Origin of the sequence: Sphingomonas arabinosi, assembly GCF_036663715.1 — a bacterium.
In the GTDB taxonomy this organism is placed as follows: domain Bacteria; phylum Pseudomonadota; class Alphaproteobacteria; order Sphingomonadales; family Sphingomonadaceae; genus Sphingomonas.
Genome location: NZ_JAXOJN010000001.1, coordinates 311,411 through 328,875 on the forward strand (window position 1 = coordinate 311,411; position 17,465 = coordinate 328,875).

Consider the following 17,465-nt stretch of genomic DNA (forward strand, 5'->3'; position numbering starts at 1 on the left):
GAACGACGGTGCCCAGCCAAACGCCCTAGTTGAGCGTGGTCATCTCAACAGGCTTACCCTTGGTGGTCGGGTTCGACGCATTCGCCTTGGGCGCTTTTTCGGCCTTGGGTTTGCGAACTTCCTTGCTCGATTTCTTCTGGCTCTTGGCCATGACCACACCTCACGGGGCGGAAGGCCCCGCGGCGATGCTACACCTTTCGCTAACGATACACCCGTCTTATTGAGGCGTCTTATCGAGGCCTCGACGCAAGCAGGTCCAGCGTCGCCCCGTCGTCTTCGCCACCGAAGAACCGGTCGAGCGCGGCGCGGAACAACGTCGGGTCGTCAGCAACCGCTGCGAACAGCGTCATCGACGACCGCAACTTCACTGCGTCGATGCCGCCGAGGATCGCTTCGGCGGATCCAGACGCGGCCGAAACTGCCTGCGTCACCGCCATCAGTCGCGGTCCAAGTACCGGATGCGCGAGATAGGCCCGAGCCTCGTCCGCCCCGGCAATCGCATAGGTTCGTGCCATTGCGCTTTGCCCCAGTCCGGCGATCTGGGGGAAGATGAACCACATCCAGTGGCTGCGCTTCGCTCCGCGCTCCAACTCCGCCAGCGCCTGCGGATAGACACCGTCCTGTGCCGTGACGAAACGATCGAGATCATGCTTCATCCGCCCGACATGGTCGCACCGCATAGCCTCCGCAACCACGCTGCCGGTCGATGCGTTGCAGGAGAGGTTCAGGAGATCAGGCAATGACGACGGTGCGATCATGAGGAGGGCAATCGCGGTCGCGCTGCTCGCGGCGCCGCTGCTCGTCGGCGGATGCGGTCGCAACGACGATCCCACCAAGACCGCGTCGCCCAGCGGTTTTGTTCCCCCTGAAACTCGCGCGCCAAAGCCGATCGCAGGGCAGGCGCAGACCACGCCGATCACCGCCTATGTCGGGAAATACCCCCATGATGCGGTCGGCGGCGTCGATTTCTTCGACCGCACCGATGTCGCGACCGGCCTCGTCAACGCGGTCGGCGACGCGAAGCTGCGCGAGATGATCCGCGGTCGCTCGGGGCCGGCGACGCCGGTTTTCAAGATGGGTGACCGGGTCGCATCCTGGGGCTGCGAAGAGAATAATTGCGGCAACCACAACTGGACGGTGATCGTCGACCCGAAGCGCGGCAAGACTCAGGTCTGCTACCACGACGCGGCCAAGATGGGCTCACAGAGCGACTGGTATGATGGCGCGGCGCCTGCGCGTCGGGCCGAAACCTGCCCTTCCGAAGGATAAGCCATGCTCGAACATATCCCCACCTGGCTGGGCCACGCGATGAGCGGCCTGCGCGCCGGTATCGACAAGCTCGCGATCGTCCAGCTCGGCGAAAACTTCGACACGTTGAACCTGACCAGCCCGGCGTTTGCGCACGAAGCTCGGTTGCCGCCTCGCTTCACCGCGGACGGCAAGGGCATATCGCCGCCACTGGTGTGGAGCGAACCGCCGGCCGGGACCGAACGCATGGTGCTGATCGTCGAGGATGCCGATGCCCCGACCCCGCAACCCCTGGTCCACGCGATCATCTGGGGCCTCGAAGCGGACGCGGGTCATCTGGCGGAGGGCGCGATCGCCGCGGACGGTGAGGGCGACGCGAACAGTCGCGACATCGGCCGCAATTCCTATCTGCGCGAAGGCTGGTTGCCGCCCGATCCGCCCAGCGGTCATGGCGAGCACCGCTATGCGTTTCAGGTCTTCGCGATCGGCGCGGGGGCAGGGGAGGTCGGCGCAACGCCCGGGCGTTCGGCGGTGATCGAGGCCATCACCGGCCATGTGCTGGCGGCGGGGCTGTTGATCGGTACCTATTCGCGCGAGGAAGAAGCACCGGTCGGACCGGTGGGGGTCGGCGCGCCTGCCTGAACCTGTCGCCGGGTCGGCGCCTCGGTTTTCAGGCGAGCGCGCCGCCGGTATGCGTGGCGATCAGCAGGACGGTGGTCGAAAAAGCGATCAGGCCAATGAGGATGCTGCGGTTCATGGTGTGTCTCGATCAGGCGATGGGGATGATCGGGACGGCGGTGCCGACTGCGATGGCTGCAAAGAACAATGCGCCGACGAGCGAGAAGGCGATGCGCTGAGCGGTTTCGAAACGGATCGACATGAAATATTCCTTCGATGGTCGGGCGCCGGACCATCCGGCTGCCGATATCGAATGATTTGCATGGCCCGTGCCAGTTTCTTACTTCGTTGATTTCGTGGGACTTCTCGATTTTATGAAGATCGAGTTGGTAAAACTCACCACCTCTTCGTCGCACATTGCGCCAATTCCCGGGATCACCCCGCGCAAACCCGATCGCGACCATCTTTCTTGGCAGTAATAGAGAAACTGGACGGCACGCTGGAACGGGGTTTCGGCCGCCATCGCTGACCGATCGCGGTCAGCACGCGGTCGCCGACGCCGTGACCGTGCAGGTCGTTGGCGTCAGCATAATGTCACCGGACCGGCAGGTATTTGCCGGTCCGGTATCAATCATTACCGGCCCCGGAGCTTCTGGACCGCGGCGAGCGTCGTCGAGACATGCGCCTCGGGGTTCATCTCGTCATGTACGAACGCGATGCGGCCGTCTTTGGCAATGACGTAACTGGTGCGCTTGGTGATGTCGCGCCCTGCCATCTGCTTGCCAAGCGCGACGTCATAGCCCTTGACCACGTTAGGCCCGGCGCTGGCGACCGCGAACTTGCCCGCGCACTTCTCGGCCGAGAACTTGCTAAGCGTTTCGACATTGTCGGCCGACATGCCGATCACGGTGGCGCCTGCCTTGGTGAAGGCCGGGATCGCTTCCGCAAACGCATGCGCCTCGGCGTTGCAGCCGCCGGTGTAGGCCGCCGGGAAGAAGTAGAGCACGACCGGGCCCTTCTTCAGCTGGTCGGCGAGGTGGACGGTGAAAACCTTGCCGGCGATCGCGCCGCGCGTGGTGAAATCCGGAGCCTTGGCGCCGGGCGCGAGTGCCGCCAGCGCAGGCGTCGCGACGAGGAGGGCAGCGGCGGTAGCAAGTGTCGAGACGAGGCGCATGAACGATACTCCGTTTAGATCGCAATGACCTACGCCGGTGCGAGCGATCCGTCCATTGCCCGTGACGCTTGCGCTCGATAGGCTGGAAATATGCCAGTAACCCAAGCCGATATCGATCTCGCGCACCGCCTTGCGGATGCCGCGGGCCACGTCATCCGACCCTATTTCCGCCACGAGCACGGCGTCGAAATCAAGGACGACCAGTCCCCCGTCACCCGCGCCGACCGCGAGGCCGAGTCGGCGATGCGCCGGTTGCTCGATGCCGAACGCTCGGGTGACGGCATCGTCGGCGAGGAGTTTGGCGAGAAGCCGGGCGTCACCAACCGCAAATGGGTGCTCGACCCGATCGACGGTACGCGCAGCTTCACAGTGGGGCGCGCGATCTTCGGCACGCTCATTGCGCTGGTCGAGGATGGCTGGCCGGTGCTCGGGATCATCGACCAGCCGATCCAGCGCGAGCGTTGGGTCGGTGTCGCGGGGCGTCCAACGACGCTCAACGGCGTTCCCGTGCGGACGCGCACCTGCCGCGAACTGGCAGGCTCGACGATCGCCACCACCAGCCCGCATTTGTTCGACGAGGTCGACGTGCCGCATTACTTGGCACTCGTTGCTGCGATCTCGGGCGGCAACCCGCGGCAGGGGCCGGTCTATGGTGGCGACTGCTATAATTACGGCCTGCTCGCGAGCGGGTATCTCGACGTGGTTTGCGAGTCGGGCCTGAAACTTTACGACTTCGCGGCTTTGGTGCCGGTGGTCGAAGGGGCAGGCGGCCGCATGTGCGACTGGAACGGCGATCCGCTGACGGCTGACAGCGAAGGTCACGTGCTCGCGATCGGCGATCCGGCGCGGATGGATGACGTACTTGAGGCGATGCACCGGTTGCAGGATGACGGGCACAATCACGACGGTCACGACGGTCACGCCCACGGGTAAAATTTCCCCTCCCGCCTTTGGGAGGGGCTAGGGGATGGCACGACGTACGTACTGGCGTCCGGTACGCGAACGGCCCTTCCCAACCCTGCAAGCGGGTAGGGAGCAAATGGCGTCATCGCAAACCCGCAACGCCCCTACATCACCACCCCCCTCCGTCATCCCGGCGGACGCCGGGACGCACGGGCACGGAGCGCTATCCGTCTGAGCGGACCCAACCATGGGCCCCGGCGTCCGCCGGGGTGACGGGCGCGCGTGGTGAGCGATCAATGCTTCGCAATGGCAACGTGGTAGCCAGGCCGCTCTCCAACTCGAACGTCACAATCCAGCCGAACAGCCCATTCACACACCTACGAGCAACAACCGGCCAAGGCCAACAACCGGCCCACATGTCCACCACCAAGCCTCGCTCACACCCGATCCGTCATCCCGGCGGACGCCGGGACCCATGGATACGAAACGCTAGCAGTCTTTGCGCGCCCCACCCCTAAAACCTACGCTCACGCGACTCCAGGAAGAGCAAGGTAGGGAAGGGACCGTAAAGTTCGCCACCATTTCCTCAGAAAATCCCCAGAAACTTCTTCCGCTGCCCCTTCTTCTCCGCAGCATTCGTCTTCCCGTCCTCAGCCTTGGCGGTCGTCCCTTGCCCCACGTCGTCACGCGACTGGCCCTTGGTCGTCCGCTGTGCCGCCGCCGTGGCCCCGGCCAACACCGGACCGCACGCGGTCGACTTCGCATCGCCGACATCGACGAACGCCAGGATCCCCGCGACCGGCGTCGCCGCCAACGCGAGCCCAAGCCCGCTGCCGACCCGCGCAAGCAGATCCTTCGAGATCACGTTCAATTTCGGTGCCGCGAACATCCCCTCGACTCCGACCGGCGACTGCCCGGCAAACAGGCTGAACTTCTTCGAATCCGCACGGAAGGCCAAGTCGACTGCCTCATTGCGGAAGCTGAACCCACCGCGGCCGACGATCACGTTCTTGCGCGTGTCGATCAGGATCGGGTCCGCAGCCGCGACCCCGCCGCGCACGGTGAAGCCGATCAGTCCGCAATTGATCTGTACCGGCTCGTCCAACTTGCCCTGGAACATTCGCTGCGCAAACGTGCCGATGTCGAGCTCGGCGAGCTGCACGTTACGCACCGATAGCGCCCCCGACGGCAGCACGAACGCGATCCGCCCGCGCGACGACGCCAGAGAATCGTGGATCGAGTCGCCGCGTCCGTCGAGCTTGATGCGACCCTTGACGGTCCCGGTCGTCCCAGCCTCGGTCAAACCATAGCCCTTGAGCAGCCGACCCAGTGGCGTCGGTGCAAGGCGGATGTCGTAGGACACCGCGCTCGGCCGCGCGCGCGTATCGAAGATGACGTCCGAGGCCACGTTGCCGCGTGCCATCGAGAAGGTCAGCGGCGACAGCGCCAACCGCCCACGCTCCAGGTCGAGCGTGAGGTCGACGTTAGAGATCGGCAGGTTGCGCGACCTCACCACCCCGATCGTCCATTTCAGGTCGGCATCGAAGATCTGCATCGTCGCGACCGGCAGATTTCCGTCGGGTAGCAGGCGCTGCGGTGCGGCCCCCGTCGCGGCGGCGGCTGCCACCGCGCCCTTCGACTCGACGATGTCGGGATTGAAGCCGATGAACGGCGCTGCATCGATGATGTCGAGGCTCTTGGTCGTGAGGACCGAATCGAGATGGATGCGCTCGCCGTTGACGATCGTTAGCTTGCCCGCGAGATCGGTCCGGCCGGCAACGCCCCGCAGATGCGTGAAGGCGTATTCGTCACCCTGCTTGATGAGCTGCGCGCGCAGTTTGTACGTCCGCGTGTTCGGGATCGCGACGTCGATCACGCCCAGCAGCGTCGACAGATTGGCGCCGCGTGCGGTGACGGCGAGCGGCACGTTCTCGACATCGGCGATGCTCGGCAATGTGCCCGCGACGTCGATCACGTTGCCCGCCGCCCTTGCCCGCGCAACCAGCTTGTTCTGCCCCCGATTGGCGGTCGCATCCGGCGACAGGAGTTGCGCGGTCAGCGTGAACGGCGTCTCGCGCAGCCGCCCTCTGCCTGTCACCCCCACGGCACGCCCGATCGTTGCATCGACCGATCGGATGTCGGCGATGTTCAGGTCCGCGACGATCCGCATCCGCGGGTCGAGATAGCGCACCGACGTTCCTGTCACCGTCGCGACGTCGATCCGCGGAAACTCGAGCGGCTTGCCACCCTTCTTCTCGGAGAACGTCCAGGTATTCGCGCTGTGCGCCTTGTTCCACTCCAGGTCGACGTCGCCGTTGACGAGATCGAGCCAATAGAGCCGCCGCTTGCCGAATATCAGCGACAACGGTGCGATCCGCGTGTCGAGCTTGTCCGCGCGGAACAGGTTCGGCCGGCTCGCCCAGTCGGGGTTCGAGAGCGTGAAGTTCTCGGCGTACAGCTTGATGCGGAACGGCGCGAAATAGAGCTGGAAATCGCCGCGGACGGTGAGCGTCCGGTGGGTGAGCGAGCCGACGACACGCTCGAACGGATGCTTCAGGAAGCGCCCCTTGGTAATGTACAGCACCAGCCAGATCGCGACGATGACCGCGACGATCCCCAGCAGGATGTTGCGGATGATCCGCCGCTTGCGACGTTTTTGCGCGGACGCTGCTTCCGGGGCCGCGGAAGGGGTTTCGATCGGCTGCGTCGGGCTGTCGTCCATGCTTGGCCTATCGCACGACGGGCGCGTCAGTTCCACAACGGTTGATATGGCGGATCATTGCGTCTATGCGGCCCGCTTCCTCGAAGGGAACGCGTTCGACGAATCGCCCGGCCAGTGTGGGCTGCCGCGGCGATTTCAGCGTCCTCCTTCGTAACCGAAAGGATAAAAATGCCCAAGCTGAAGACCAAGAGCGGCGTCAAGAAACGCTTCAAGCTCACCGCCACCGGCCTGCTCAAGCACGGCGTCGCCGGCAAGCGTCACCGTCTGGCGCATCACAACGGCAAGTACATCCGTCAGAACCGCGGCACCAAGCTGCTGTCGAAGGCCGATACCGCAGCGGTCAAGGCCTGGGCGCCTTACGGCCTGCGTTGAGCTGAGAAGGAATTAGACAATGGCACGCGTAAAACGGGGTGTTACCACCCGCGCCAAGCACAAGCGTATTTTGGTTCAGGCGAAGGGCTATTATGGCCGTCGCAAGAACACCATCCGCATCGCCCGTCAGGCTGTCGAGAAGGCCGGACAATACGCTTACCGCGACCGCAAGGTTAAGAAGCGCACGTTCCGTGGCCTCTGGATCCAGCGCATCAACGCCGGCGTTCGCGCCGAGGGTCTGACGTATTCGCAGTTCATGCACGGCGTGAAGCTTGCAGGGATCGAGCTCGACCGGAAGGTCCTGGCCGACATCGCCATGCACGAGGGCGCTGCGTTCAGCGCGATCGTCGCCCAGGTGAAGGCGGCACTCCCCCAGGCCGCGTAATTAGCGACTGAGGTGAGGTTCGGGGGGGGCGTCGGTGGGAGACCACCGGCGCCCTTTCTGCGTTTGGGCTTGGTTCGTGAGCGCGAACGGCGCGTGGGCGCACAGATCGCCCAACCTCCCCAACCTCCGTGGTCCCACGCACTTATCCGTCATCCCGGCGAACGCCGGGACCCATGGTTACGGTGGACCCAGCGATAACGTGCTACCATCACCCGGCCCGCTACCGTGGGTCCCGGCGTCCGCCGGGATGACGGGGCTTTTGATGACGGGGTTTTGGAGTGTCACGCTTTGTTGCGCTCCACAGCGATCGAGCGGGCAAAAAGGGGAGCCCAAAAATGCGCGAGACCTTCCAGCCGTGCGTCTACATCCTCCACTCCCGCCGCCACGGCACGCTCTACATCGGCGTAACCTCAAACCTGCTCGCAAGGCTCGTTCAGCACCGAGAGGGGTTGATCCCCGGCTTCACTCGCCGGTACGGCATCAAGCGTCTCGCCTATTACGAGATGTTCGACAGTATGGAGGCCGCGATCGTTCGCGAGAAGCGGCTGAAGGAATGGCGAAGGGCGTGGAAGATCGAGCTGATCGAAGCGCGCAACGAAAATTGGGACGATCTGGGTATCGGGCTGGGCCTGCCCCGCATGGCCGAACCCCTGGGAGTATGACGTGACCGAAGACCTGAACCAGATGCGCGAACACATGCTGACGGCGATCGGCGCCGCGTCCGGCCTCGACGCGCTCGACGCGTGCCGGGTCGAGGCGCTCGGCAAGCAGGGCACGATCACCGCGCTGCTGAAGACGCTCGGCAAGATGACGCCGGAAGAACGCCTCGTGCAGGGCCCGCTGATCCAGGGCCTCCGCGAAGCCGTCGCCAACGGCATCGCCGAGCGCAAGGCGACCCTCGAACGCGCCGCACTCGACGCGCGCCTCGCCAGCGAAACGCTCGACATGACGCTCCCCGCGGACGCGACGCCCGCCGGCACGATCCACCCGGTCAGTCAGGTCATGGACGAACTCGCCGAGATCTTCGCCGACCTCGGCTTCGCGGTCGCGACCGGCCCCGAGATTGAAGACGACTGGCATAACTTCACCGCGCTCAACATCCCTGAGTCCCACCCGGCGCGTGCGATGCACGATACGTTCTATATGGCGTCGTCAGATGGTAAGTTAGACGACGCTGATGCGGCCGAAGGTGAGCCCGCGAAGCGGATGCTCCTCCGCACGCACACGTCGCCCGTCCAGATCCGCACGATGTTGTCGCAGAAACCCCCGATCCGCATCATCGCTCCCGGCCGCACCTACCGCTCGGATTCCGACGCGACGCACACGCCGATGTTCCATCAGGTCGAGGGGCTCGTCATCGACAAGGGCATCACGCTCGGCCACCTCAAATGGACGCTCGAAACGTTCGTGAAGGCGTTCTTCGAGCGCGACGACATCGTGTTGCGCCTGCGCCCCAGCTACTTCCCGTTCACCGAGCCGTCGGTCGAGATCGACGTCGGCTACACGCTGGTAAAGGGCAAGCGCGTCGTCGGCGGCGCCGAACCCGATGGCTGGCTCGAGATCCTCGGCTCCGGCATGGTCCACCGCAAGGTCATCGAAGCCTGCGGCCTCGACCCCGACGAATGGCAGGGCTTCGCGTTCGGCTGCGGGATCGACCGCCTCGCTATGCTCAAATACGGCATGGACGACCTCCGCCCGTTCTTCGACGGCGATATCCGCTGGCTCAAGCATTACGGCTTTTCGAGCCTCGACGTCCCCACTTTGTCCGGCGGAGTCGGCGCATGAAGTTCACACTCAGCTGGCTCAAGCAGCACCTCGACACCGAAGCCACGCTCGACCAGATCGTCGAAGCGCTGACCCGCATCGGCCTCGAAGTCGAAGGCGTCGAGAACCCCGGCGAAAAGCTCGCCGCGTTCAAGATCGCCAAGGTGCTCAGCGCTGAACGCCATCCGCAGGCCGACAAGCTCCAGATCCTGTCGGTCGACGCCGGTAACGGCCCGCTGCAAGTCGTCTGCGGCGCGCCCAACGCCCGCGCCGGTCTGGTCGGCGTGTTCGGCGCACCCGGCGCCTACGTCCCCGGCCTCGACGTCACGCTGAAACTCGCGAGCATCCGCGGCGTCGAATCCAACGGCATGATGTGCTCGACGCGCGAACTGGAACTCGGCGAAGATCACGACGGCATCATCGAACTTCCCGAAGACGCTCCGATCGGCGCTGCCTACCCCGATTATGCCAGCCTAACCGACCCGGTCATCGACGTAGCAATCACCCCCAACCGCCAGGACTGCATGGGCGTCCGCGGCATCGCGCGAGACCTCGCTGCTGCCGGCCTCGGCACCCTTACCCCGCTGGTCATTCCCTCCCAGTCCGTCATCCCGGCGGACGCCGGGACCCAAGGTGCGGCAAGCGCAACCGGTGAACTCGATCCTCGCCGTCGCGGCAATGACGGAGCAAGGACCGGATCCGGACCCGATGTCGCGACGCTAGACCCGGAAGGCTGCCCCGCCTTCTTCGCCCAAACCGTCACCGGCGTGACCAACGGCGAATCCCCCGAATGGATGCGCCGCAGCCTCACCGCGATCGGCCAGAAGCCCATCTCCGCACTAGTCGACATCACCAACTATCTGATGATCGACCTCGGCCGCCCCCTCCACGTCTACGACCGCGCGAAACTCTCCGGCGGCCTCGTCGCGCGCAAGGCAAAGCCCGGCGAGCAGGTCGTAGCCCTCAACGGCAAGACCTACACGCTCGACGAAACCATGACCGTCATCGCCGACGACACGGCCGTGCACGACATCGGCGGCATCATGGGCGGCGAGCATTCGGGCGTCTCGGCGGACACCACCGACGTGCTGATCGAATGCGCGTATTTCGACCCCGACCACATCGCCCGCACCGGCCAAAAGCTCACCCTTACCTCCGACGCACGCAGCCGCTTCGAACGTGGCGTCGATCCGGCGTTCCTCGAAGACGGCCTCGCGATCGCCACCGCGCTCGTCCTCCACATCTGCGGTGGCACGGCCAGTGACGTCACACGCTCGGGCGAACCCCCGCTCGAACCCCGCGTAATCCACTACGATCCGCGCCTCAGCGCAGACCTCGGCGGCCTCCACGTCGCCCCCGAACGCCAGGCGCGGACATTGTTGTCGCTCGGCTTCACGATCGGCGCGATCAAGTCCGCCGACGCGTTCAGCGACGCGCTGTTCTCGACGATCGAAGGCAAATGGCCGGTCACGATCCCGACCTGGCGCCGCGACGTCGACGGCCCCGCCGACCTCGTCGAGGAAGTCGTCCGGATCGAGGGCATCGACTCGATCCCCTCGACGCCGCTCCCGCGCATGCCCGGCGTCGCGAAACCAACCGCCACGCCCGAGCAGAAGCTCGAACGCCGCGCGCGCCGCGCCGCCGCAGCCCGAGGCCTAGACGAAGCGGTGACCTGGAGCTTCCTCTCCGAAGCCGAAGCCGCACCGTTCGGCGGTGGCGCCTGGACGCTCGCCAACCCGATCAGCGAGGACCTCAAGGTCATGCGTCCCTCGCTGCTCCCCGGCCTGCTCGCCGCCACCGGCCGCAACCTCAAGCGCGGGGCACAGACGGTGCGCCTGTTCGAGATCGGCCGCCGCTACCTCGCCGATGCCGAACGAGCGACGCTAGGCGTGGTCCTGGCAGGCGACCGCCGCCCCCGCGGTTGGCGCGAGGGCAAGGCCGCCAGCTTCGATGCCTACGACGCCAAGGCCGAGGCGCTGGCACTGCTCGCAGCCTCGGGCGCGCCGGTCGACAACCTGCAAGTCATGGGTGAAGCGGGCGACGCTTGGCACCCCGGCCAGTCCGGCACGCTCCGCCTCGGCCCCAAGACGGTGCTGGCGAGCTTCGGCATGCTTCACCCTTCCGTGCTGAAAGCGTTCGACCTCGATGGCGCGGTGGCCGCGGTAGAACTCTACCTCGACGCCATCCCGCCCAAGCGTGCCACCGGCTTCACCCGCTCAGCCTACACGCCCCCGGCTCTCCAAGCCGTCCGCCGCGATTTCGCCTTCCTCGTCCCCACGACGCTTGCCACCGACACACTGGTCCGCGCAGTCAAGGGTGCCGACAAGGTCGCCATCGTCTCCGCCCGCGTGTTCGACGTGTTCACCGGGGCCGGGGTGGAGGACGGCCACAAGTCGGTCGCGGTCGAGATCGTCCTGCAACCGACCGCCAAGAGCTTCACCGACGAGGAGCTCAAGGCCATCGCCGACAAGGTGGTAGCCGCGGCAGCCAAGCAGGGCGCGAGCCTGAGAGGCTAGCCCGCTCCACAAGCACCACCCCGGCGAAGGCCGGGGCCCAATTGGGGAACGTCGCTAACGGCGCAGATCGCTTCGTTACCATGGCTTTTCCACTTGGGCCCCGGCCTTCGCCGGGGTGGAGCGGATGAGCCTTATCAAGGCTCGCGCGTTCGACCCCCGAAGGAAGGAACCCCATGACCGACCTGATCACGATCGCCAACGACCACCTGACCGCCCGGATCAACCCCCACGGCGCCGAGCTCACGCATCTCCACGACGCCGACGGCCGCGAGTTGATGACCAACGCCGACCCGGCCTTCTGGACCGGCCACGCGCCGATCCTCTTCCCCGTCGTCGGCGTCGTCAACGAAGGCGTGATCCGCCTCGACGGCACAGCTTACCCGATGCAGAAGCACGGCTTCGCCCGCCACTCGACGTTCGATGTCGTCGCGCAAACCGAAACGTCGGCCACCTTCCGCCTCACCGACAGCGAAGAAACGCGCGCCGCCTACCCCTTCGCGTTCGCGCTCGACATCGTCTTCACGCTCGACGGCGCGACGCTCGTGATCGAAGCGCAAATCCACAACCGCACCGACGCAGCGATGCCGGCAAGCTTCGGCTTCCACCCCGCCTTCGCCTGGCCACTCCCGTACGGTGAGTCTCGCGCAGACCACCGCATCACCTTCTCCAATGACGAACCCGGCAAGCTCAAGGCAATCAGCCCAGACGGCCAGATCGCCATCGACGAGCGCTCCTCGCCGGTAGAGGACCGCGTCATCGCCCTGCGCGACGAGTTGTTCGCCAAGGACGCGCTGGTCTGGGACCCGATCCATTCCGACGCGCTGACCTACGGCGCCAAGACCGGTCCGCAACTCCACATCGCCTTCCCCGACACCCCCAAACTCGGCATCTGGACCAAACCCGGCGCGGCCTATGTCTGCGTCGAGCCCTGGCACGGCATCGCCGACCCCGAAGGCTATACGGGAGACTATCGCGACAAACCCGGCGTCTTCGAGATCGCTGCGGGCGACACGAAGACCATCACGATGAGCGTGACGCTGGCCGCCGAGCACTGACGAACTCCCCTCCCTGAAAGGGAGGGGCAGGGGGTGGGTCGGCGTCCGCATCAAGACACGGCTGCGACCAAAGCTGACCCACCCACCCCCAACCCCTCCCTTCCAGGGAGGGGAGAGCGCTCCGCTTCAGGCAAGGCCGTCGTTCGCTCCGAATAGAAAGGGCGGGTTCCTCAGCAAAGCGACAGGCACCCCGCTCCAAGCCCCCTCTGTCCTACACGCCCCACATCTGCCAAGAGCGGCGCCAAGCCCGCCGCGTTTTCCAACTGCATCCCGCCGCACCGCGCGCGGACTGCATCTTGGCCTAACCCGGCCTAACCTTCTTTTTCCAAGCGAGCCCAAACTCGCGCCCCGGACCACGCCATGACCCAATTCCCCCGCCGCACCTTCGCGATCATCTCGCATCCCGATGCCGGCAAGACCACGCTCACCGAGAAGCTCCTGTATTTCGGCGGCGCGATCCATCTCGCCGGCGAGGTGAAGGCGCGCGGCCAGACGCGGCGCGCGCGTTCCGACTGGATGAAGATCGAGCAGCAGCGCGGCATTTCGGTCACCTCGTCGGTGATGACGTTCGAGCGGCAGGGGATCACCTTCAACCTGCTCGACACGCCGGGCCACGAAGATTTCTCCGAGGACACCTACCGCACGCTGACCGCGGTCGACTCGGCGGTCATGGTGATCGACGCCGCGAAAGGCATCGAGCCGCAGACGCGGAAACTGTTCGAGGTCTGCCGCCTGCGCAACGTGCCGATCATCACCTTCGTCAACAAGGTCGACCGCGAGGGGCGCGACCCGTTCTCGCTGCTCGACGAGGTCGCCGAGATGCTCCAGCTCGACGTCTGCCCGATGAGCTGGCCGGTCGGCATGGGCGGCGAATTCGAGGGGGTCTACGATCTCTACGCCAACACGCTGAGCCGGCCCGAAGGCGACAGCCGCGAGTTCATGGGCAAGGCGATCCCGTTCACCGGCATCGACGATCCAGACCTCGCCAAGATCCTCAGCCCCGAAGCGATGATCCGCCTGAACGACGAAGCCGAACTCGCCCAGGGCGGCTATTCGAGCTTCGATCCCGAAGCGTATCGCGCGGGCAATCTGACGCCGGTGTATTTCGGCTCCGCGCTCAAGGACTTCGGCGTTGCCGAACTGATCGCCGCGCTCGCCGACTACGCCCCGCCACCGCGCGCGCAACCGGCCGAACCCGCCCCCGTCTCGCCCGACGAGCCTGAAGTCACCGGCTTCGTGTTCAAGGTGCAGGCGAACATGGACCCCAACCACCGCGACCGGATCGCGTTCATGCGGCTCTGCTCGGGCGTGTTCAAGCGCGGCATGAAGCTCACCCCGACCGGCCACGGCAAGCCGATTGCGGTGCATTCGCCGATCCTGTTCTTCGCGCAGAATCGCGAACTGGCGGACGAGGCGTTCCCCGGCGACATCATCGGCATTCCCAACCACGGCACGCTCCGGGTCGGCGACACGCTCAGCGAAAAGGCCGCGATCCGCTTCACCGGCCTGCCCAACTTCGCGCCCGAAATCCTGCGCCGCGTGGTGCTCAAGGACTTCACCAAGACCAAGCAGTTGCGCAAGGCCTTGGACGACATGGCCGAGGAGGGGGTGACGCAGGTGTTCTACCCCGACATCGGCTCGAACTGGATCATCGGCGTGGTTGGCCAGCTCCAGCTCGAAGTGCTGCTCTCGCGGCTCGACGCGGAATACAAGGTCGCCGCCGGTCTCGAACCCGCGCCATACGAAACCGCCCGCTGGATCTCGGCGGAAGACCCGCTCGAACTCAAGACCTTCGCCGAGATCAACCGCGGCGCGATGGCCAAGGATCGCGACGGCAACCCGGTCTTCCTCGCGAAAAGCGCGTGGGAAGTGAACTACATCGCCGAACGCTATGCCAAGATCCGCTTTGCCGCCACGCGCGAGCGGTAATATGCCGGACCGACAGACTAAGTCCTGAATTGTCTTCTCGAAGCATTACTCTGTCGTTCGCTACTATAGGATCACAACGTCTGGTCGGTCCTGCTCGGCGACCTGTAGCGGCGCTTGTCGATCATGCGACGAGCAAGATTTTCTCGCAACCAGGCCTTTGCCCAGTTTTCGTGGCGAATAGCTTTGCGTTGCCGATGTCGGCGCTCGCCATAGCGTTGCGCGCGGGCAAGTTTGCGCCGCCACCGCAGCACGGCTGCAACCGCAGCAGCGAGCATTAAGCTCGCCACTATAACTTTGATATTCATCTAACGACCCCGACTTCTGGCACGACGAATAGCAAAATTACGTTCGTTTTGGAATTATATATTACATCATAGCCGTTCTATTGGCTAAGCCCTTGGCGTTACTTAGGTAAAACTGGTGAGAATAGCCCCGAATTTGTCCGAGCGCAGGGACCTTTCGCTGCCAAAGCGCACGAGTGCTATTCCACGCCGCAAGAATTCTCATAGCCAGTTGAGGCCGGACTACTGCCCGTGACTTGAAGCGGGGGAATTAAACCTCGCGTTCCAGATACCTCGCCCGGGCTGCCTGCCCCAGCCGTCAGCGCACTTCGTCTATCGGTGCGCTCAGGATCACGCGCAGGCCCGGCATGTTGTCGTCATGTTCGATCGTACCCGACAGCCCGGCAACGATCGCGGTCATCATTCGGCTGCCGAACCCTACTCGGTTGCCCGACTTGCCGACGCCGTGATCCGCGACGATGAGCCGCAACCGGTTGCGATGTTGTTCCAGAATGATCTGGATCGGGCCGGCCTGTCCGCGATACGCATATTTGCTAGCGTTGATGACGAGTTCGGTCAGCACCAGGCCGATGTTCACCGCACGATCGGTGGCAACCAGGACGGGTGCCAGATCGAGCGTCATCTGCGACGCCCAGTCGTCGCCGAGCGAGGTCTTCATGTCCCCCGCCAGTTCTTCGATATAGCGCGACAGGTCGATCGATTCGACCTGATCGTCGCGATACAACCTGCGGTGCACCAGCGCGACAGCAGCCAATCTCGCCTGCGCTTCGGCAAGGTGCTCCTTCACTTGCGCGTTGTCGGACGATTTCGCCTGCAACGACAGGAAGGCTGCAACCAGCTGGAGACTGTTCTGGACGCGGTGATTGACCTCTTTCATCAACACGTCCTTCTGCGCGATCAACGCGTCCTTGTCGGCGAGCGTACGCTGCAGATCGACGTTCAGCGACCGCAGCCGCTGGTTCACGTGCGCGTCGTGGAATGCCCGACGCAGACGGTGTGCAGCCTCGATCTCTTCGCGTGTCCAGCGCCGCGAACGGCCGCTAACCGACTGCGTCCAGGACTCGAACGACGTACGCGGCGTCAGCATCGCATTCGGATCGACGGACACGGCCTTGTGCGGATTGCCCGCCCATTTGACTTCTTCGATATGCTCGGCGCGGAACCACAACAGCATAGCGCCCTCGTCGACCAAGGGCAGCGCGAGAATACCACTCGCCGTAGAAGAATAGGCGCGCGCACGAGGTAAGACCGAGAACAGTTCGTGCGTCGAGAAAGGCTCGATCCCCCCGCGCGTGCGCACCCAAGCAGCCAAATCCAGAATGTCGTCCTTAGACGGACACCGACCATCGGTATCGACGATGCCGCCTTCGACATAGGCAAACCCGTCGCCGTCGAACATTCGTCGTAGATCGTCTCGCAGCGCGGTGACGATACGGCGCGGGGCTGGTTCGGTCGCCAGCTGGGGGGTTACCATATCCTCCGCAGCGCGTAGCCGCAGCCGTTCGCGGTACGTCTCGGCCTCCTCCTTCGCGCGGATCTGGCGCGCAAGACCACTGGCCAGCGTCGCCGACGCCGCGCGAATGTCCGGGGTCAGGGCCTTGGGTGAGCCGTGATGACAGGCTATCAACCCCCACAACAACCCGTCCTTGACAATCGAGATCGATGCCGACGCCGCTACGCCCATGTTGGACAGATAGCGAAGGTGGATCGGCGACACGCTGCGCAGCGTGACATCGCTCAAATCAAGCGTCTCGAACCCGGCGGGTCGCAACATTGCAGGCGTATAGTCGATCTGTGGGATCGTCCGCGTCCGGTTTCTCACGTACAGCGCGCGCGCCTGTTTTGGGATGTCGGAGGCGGGAAAGTGGTGATTGAGAAACGTCCCCAACTCAGGCGCGCGATCCTCCGCCATGACGCGGCCGGCTTCGTCGTCCAGGAAGCGGTAGACCATGACACGATCGAAACCGGTCAGTTGCCGGAATGCAGTCGCGGCCCGTTCGCATAACGCCTGGAGGTTACTCGCGCGCTCGAACCCGGTCGCCATCGCGTTTAGCAAGCCAAGCATCTGCGCCGCGGTCGGCGGGACCGCCTCGACAGGTTCGAGTTCTACCAGCAGCCGATCGCCGTCGCGGTGGATCGTTACGTCGAGCCGTTCGGTGAGCCCTGTCACCGGTGCCGCCACGATCGTTCCGCTGCGCCCTGTCTGTTCGGCAAGCAACGCGCCAACGTCCTGCGCAATCACGACCGAGAGATCGCCACCGAGCCAGTTGGCCGACAGACGGGCCTCGAGATCGCCCGCGCCCGCAACAATCTTCCCCGAGTCCGCGTCTGCAACCAGTAATAGCCCGTGCGGCTGGATTGCGCCGGGGATATGGATCGGCTCCCGGTCACACGCCGTCAGGTCCAGGCCAATGTCGTTGGGCGCATTCGTCGGCACCATCGTCTCCTAGTCAGAGACGATGCCTTGCCGATACGGG

At 64.8% G+C, this 17,465-nt stretch carries 16 protein-coding genes; 10 read left to right on the forward strand and 6 right to left on the reverse strand.

The features are described from left to right. Positions 1-25 precede the first annotated feature (25 nt). Entirely contained in the window at positions 26-151 is a 126-nt protein-coding gene (locus tag U1708_RS01450) for a hypothetical protein (RefSeq protein ID WP_259457500.1), read from the reverse strand. Between the two features lie 79 nt (positions 152-230). Further along, positions 231-656 carry a DUF1810 domain-containing protein gene (locus U1708_RS01455; protein ID WP_332742587.1) on the reverse strand — a complete coding sequence of 142 codons (426 nt, stop codon included), beginning with the start codon at positions 654-656 and terminating at the stop codon, positions 231-233. Between the two features lie 100 nt (positions 657-756). On the opposite strand from U1708_RS01455, the gene U1708_RS01460 reads away from it, so the two are divergent. Beyond that, positions 757-1,269 (forward strand): Ivy family c-type lysozyme inhibitor, encoded by a 513-nt coding sequence (locus U1708_RS01460; protein WP_332742002.1) that lies wholly within the window; start codon positions 757-759, stop codon positions 1,267-1,269. Positions 1,270-1,272: 3 nt separating this feature from the next. After that, positions 1,273-1,890 carry a YbhB/YbcL family Raf kinase inhibitor-like protein gene (locus U1708_RS01465; protein ID WP_332742004.1) on the forward strand — a complete coding sequence of 206 codons (618 nt, stop codon included), beginning with the start codon at positions 1,273-1,275 and terminating at the stop codon, positions 1,888-1,890. Positions 1,891-2,500: 610 nt separating this feature from the next. Here the strand turns inward: U1708_RS01465 and U1708_RS01470 are convergent. Continuing rightward, positions 2,501-3,040, reverse strand: a complete 540-nt coding sequence (locus U1708_RS01470; RefSeq protein WP_332742006.1) for a peroxiredoxin — start codon at positions 3,038-3,040, stop codon at positions 2,501-2,503. 90 nt (positions 3,041-3,130) lie between these two features. Here U1708_RS01470 and U1708_RS01475 point away from each other — a divergent pair, with 90 nt between their 5' ends. Next, on the forward strand, positions 3,131-3,973 hold the full coding sequence (locus U1708_RS01475) for an inositol monophosphatase family protein (RefSeq protein ID WP_332742008.1): 843 nt from the start codon (positions 3,131-3,133) through the stop codon (positions 3,971-3,973). A 556-nt stretch (positions 3,974-4,529) separates the two neighbouring features. On the opposite strand, the gene U1708_RS01480 is transcribed toward U1708_RS01475, so the two are convergent. Continuing rightward, positions 4,530-6,665, reverse strand: a complete 2,136-nt coding sequence (locus U1708_RS01480; RefSeq protein ID WP_332742010.1) for an AsmA family protein — start codon at positions 6,663-6,665, stop codon at positions 4,530-4,532. A gap of 168 nt (positions 6,666-6,833) precedes the next feature. Between U1708_RS01480 and rpmI the strand changes: the two genes are divergently transcribed. The 7 genes from rpmI to U1708_RS01515 all read left to right on the forward strand — a co-directional run bounded on the left by rpmI (position 6,834) and on the right by U1708_RS01515 (position 14,686). Continuing rightward, entirely contained in the window at positions 6,834-7,037 is a 204-nt protein-coding gene (gene rpmI, locus U1708_RS01485; RefSeq protein WP_031395289.1) for a 50S ribosomal protein L35, read from the forward strand. 19 nt (positions 7,038-7,056) lie between these two features. Further along, positions 7,057-7,422, forward strand: coding sequence for a 50S ribosomal protein L20 (rplT, locus tag U1708_RS01490; RefSeq protein ID WP_056054375.1), 366 nt, complete (start codon positions 7,057-7,059; stop codon positions 7,420-7,422). Between the two features lie 335 nt (positions 7,423-7,757). Continuing rightward, complete coding sequence (locus tag U1708_RS01495) at positions 7,758-8,084, forward strand: GIY-YIG nuclease family protein (protein ID WP_332742014.1); 327 nt, start codon at positions 7,758-7,760, stop codon at positions 8,082-8,084. A gap of 22 nt (positions 8,085-8,106) precedes the next feature. Then, entirely contained in the window at positions 8,107-9,207 is a 1,101-nt protein-coding gene (pheS, locus tag U1708_RS01500; protein WP_443029913.1) for a phenylalanine--tRNA ligase subunit alpha, read from the forward strand. Next, positions 9,204-11,702, forward strand: coding sequence for a phenylalanine--tRNA ligase subunit beta (gene pheT / locus U1708_RS01505; protein WP_332742018.1), 2,499 nt, complete (start codon positions 9,204-9,206; stop codon positions 11,700-11,702). The genes pheS and pheT overlap by 4 nt, the downstream gene beginning before the upstream one ends. Before the next feature lie 173 nt (positions 11,703-11,875). Beyond that, positions 11,876-12,757 (forward strand): aldose 1-epimerase family protein, encoded by an 882-nt coding sequence (locus tag U1708_RS01510; RefSeq protein ID WP_332742020.1) that lies wholly within the window; start codon positions 11,876-11,878, stop codon positions 12,755-12,757. A 360-nt stretch (positions 12,758-13,117) separates the two neighbouring features. After that, on the forward strand, positions 13,118-14,686 hold the full coding sequence (locus tag U1708_RS01515) for a peptide chain release factor 3 (RefSeq protein WP_332742022.1): 1,569 nt from the start codon (positions 13,118-13,120) through the stop codon (positions 14,684-14,686). A gap of 71 nt (positions 14,687-14,757) precedes the next feature. Here U1708_RS01515 and U1708_RS01520 read toward each other — a convergent pair whose 3' ends face one another. Continuing rightward, positions 14,758-14,961 (reverse strand): hypothetical protein, encoded by a 204-nt coding sequence (locus U1708_RS01520; RefSeq protein ID WP_332742024.1) that lies wholly within the window; start codon positions 14,959-14,961, stop codon positions 14,758-14,760. 325 nt (positions 14,962-15,286) lie between these two features. Continuing rightward, positions 15,287-17,428: a histidine kinase dimerization/phosphoacceptor domain -containing protein gene (locus U1708_RS01525; protein WP_443029905.1), complete on the reverse strand. Its 2,142-nt coding sequence runs from the start codon at positions 17,426-17,428 to the stop codon at positions 15,287-15,289. Positions 17,429-17,465 lie beyond the last annotated feature (37 nt).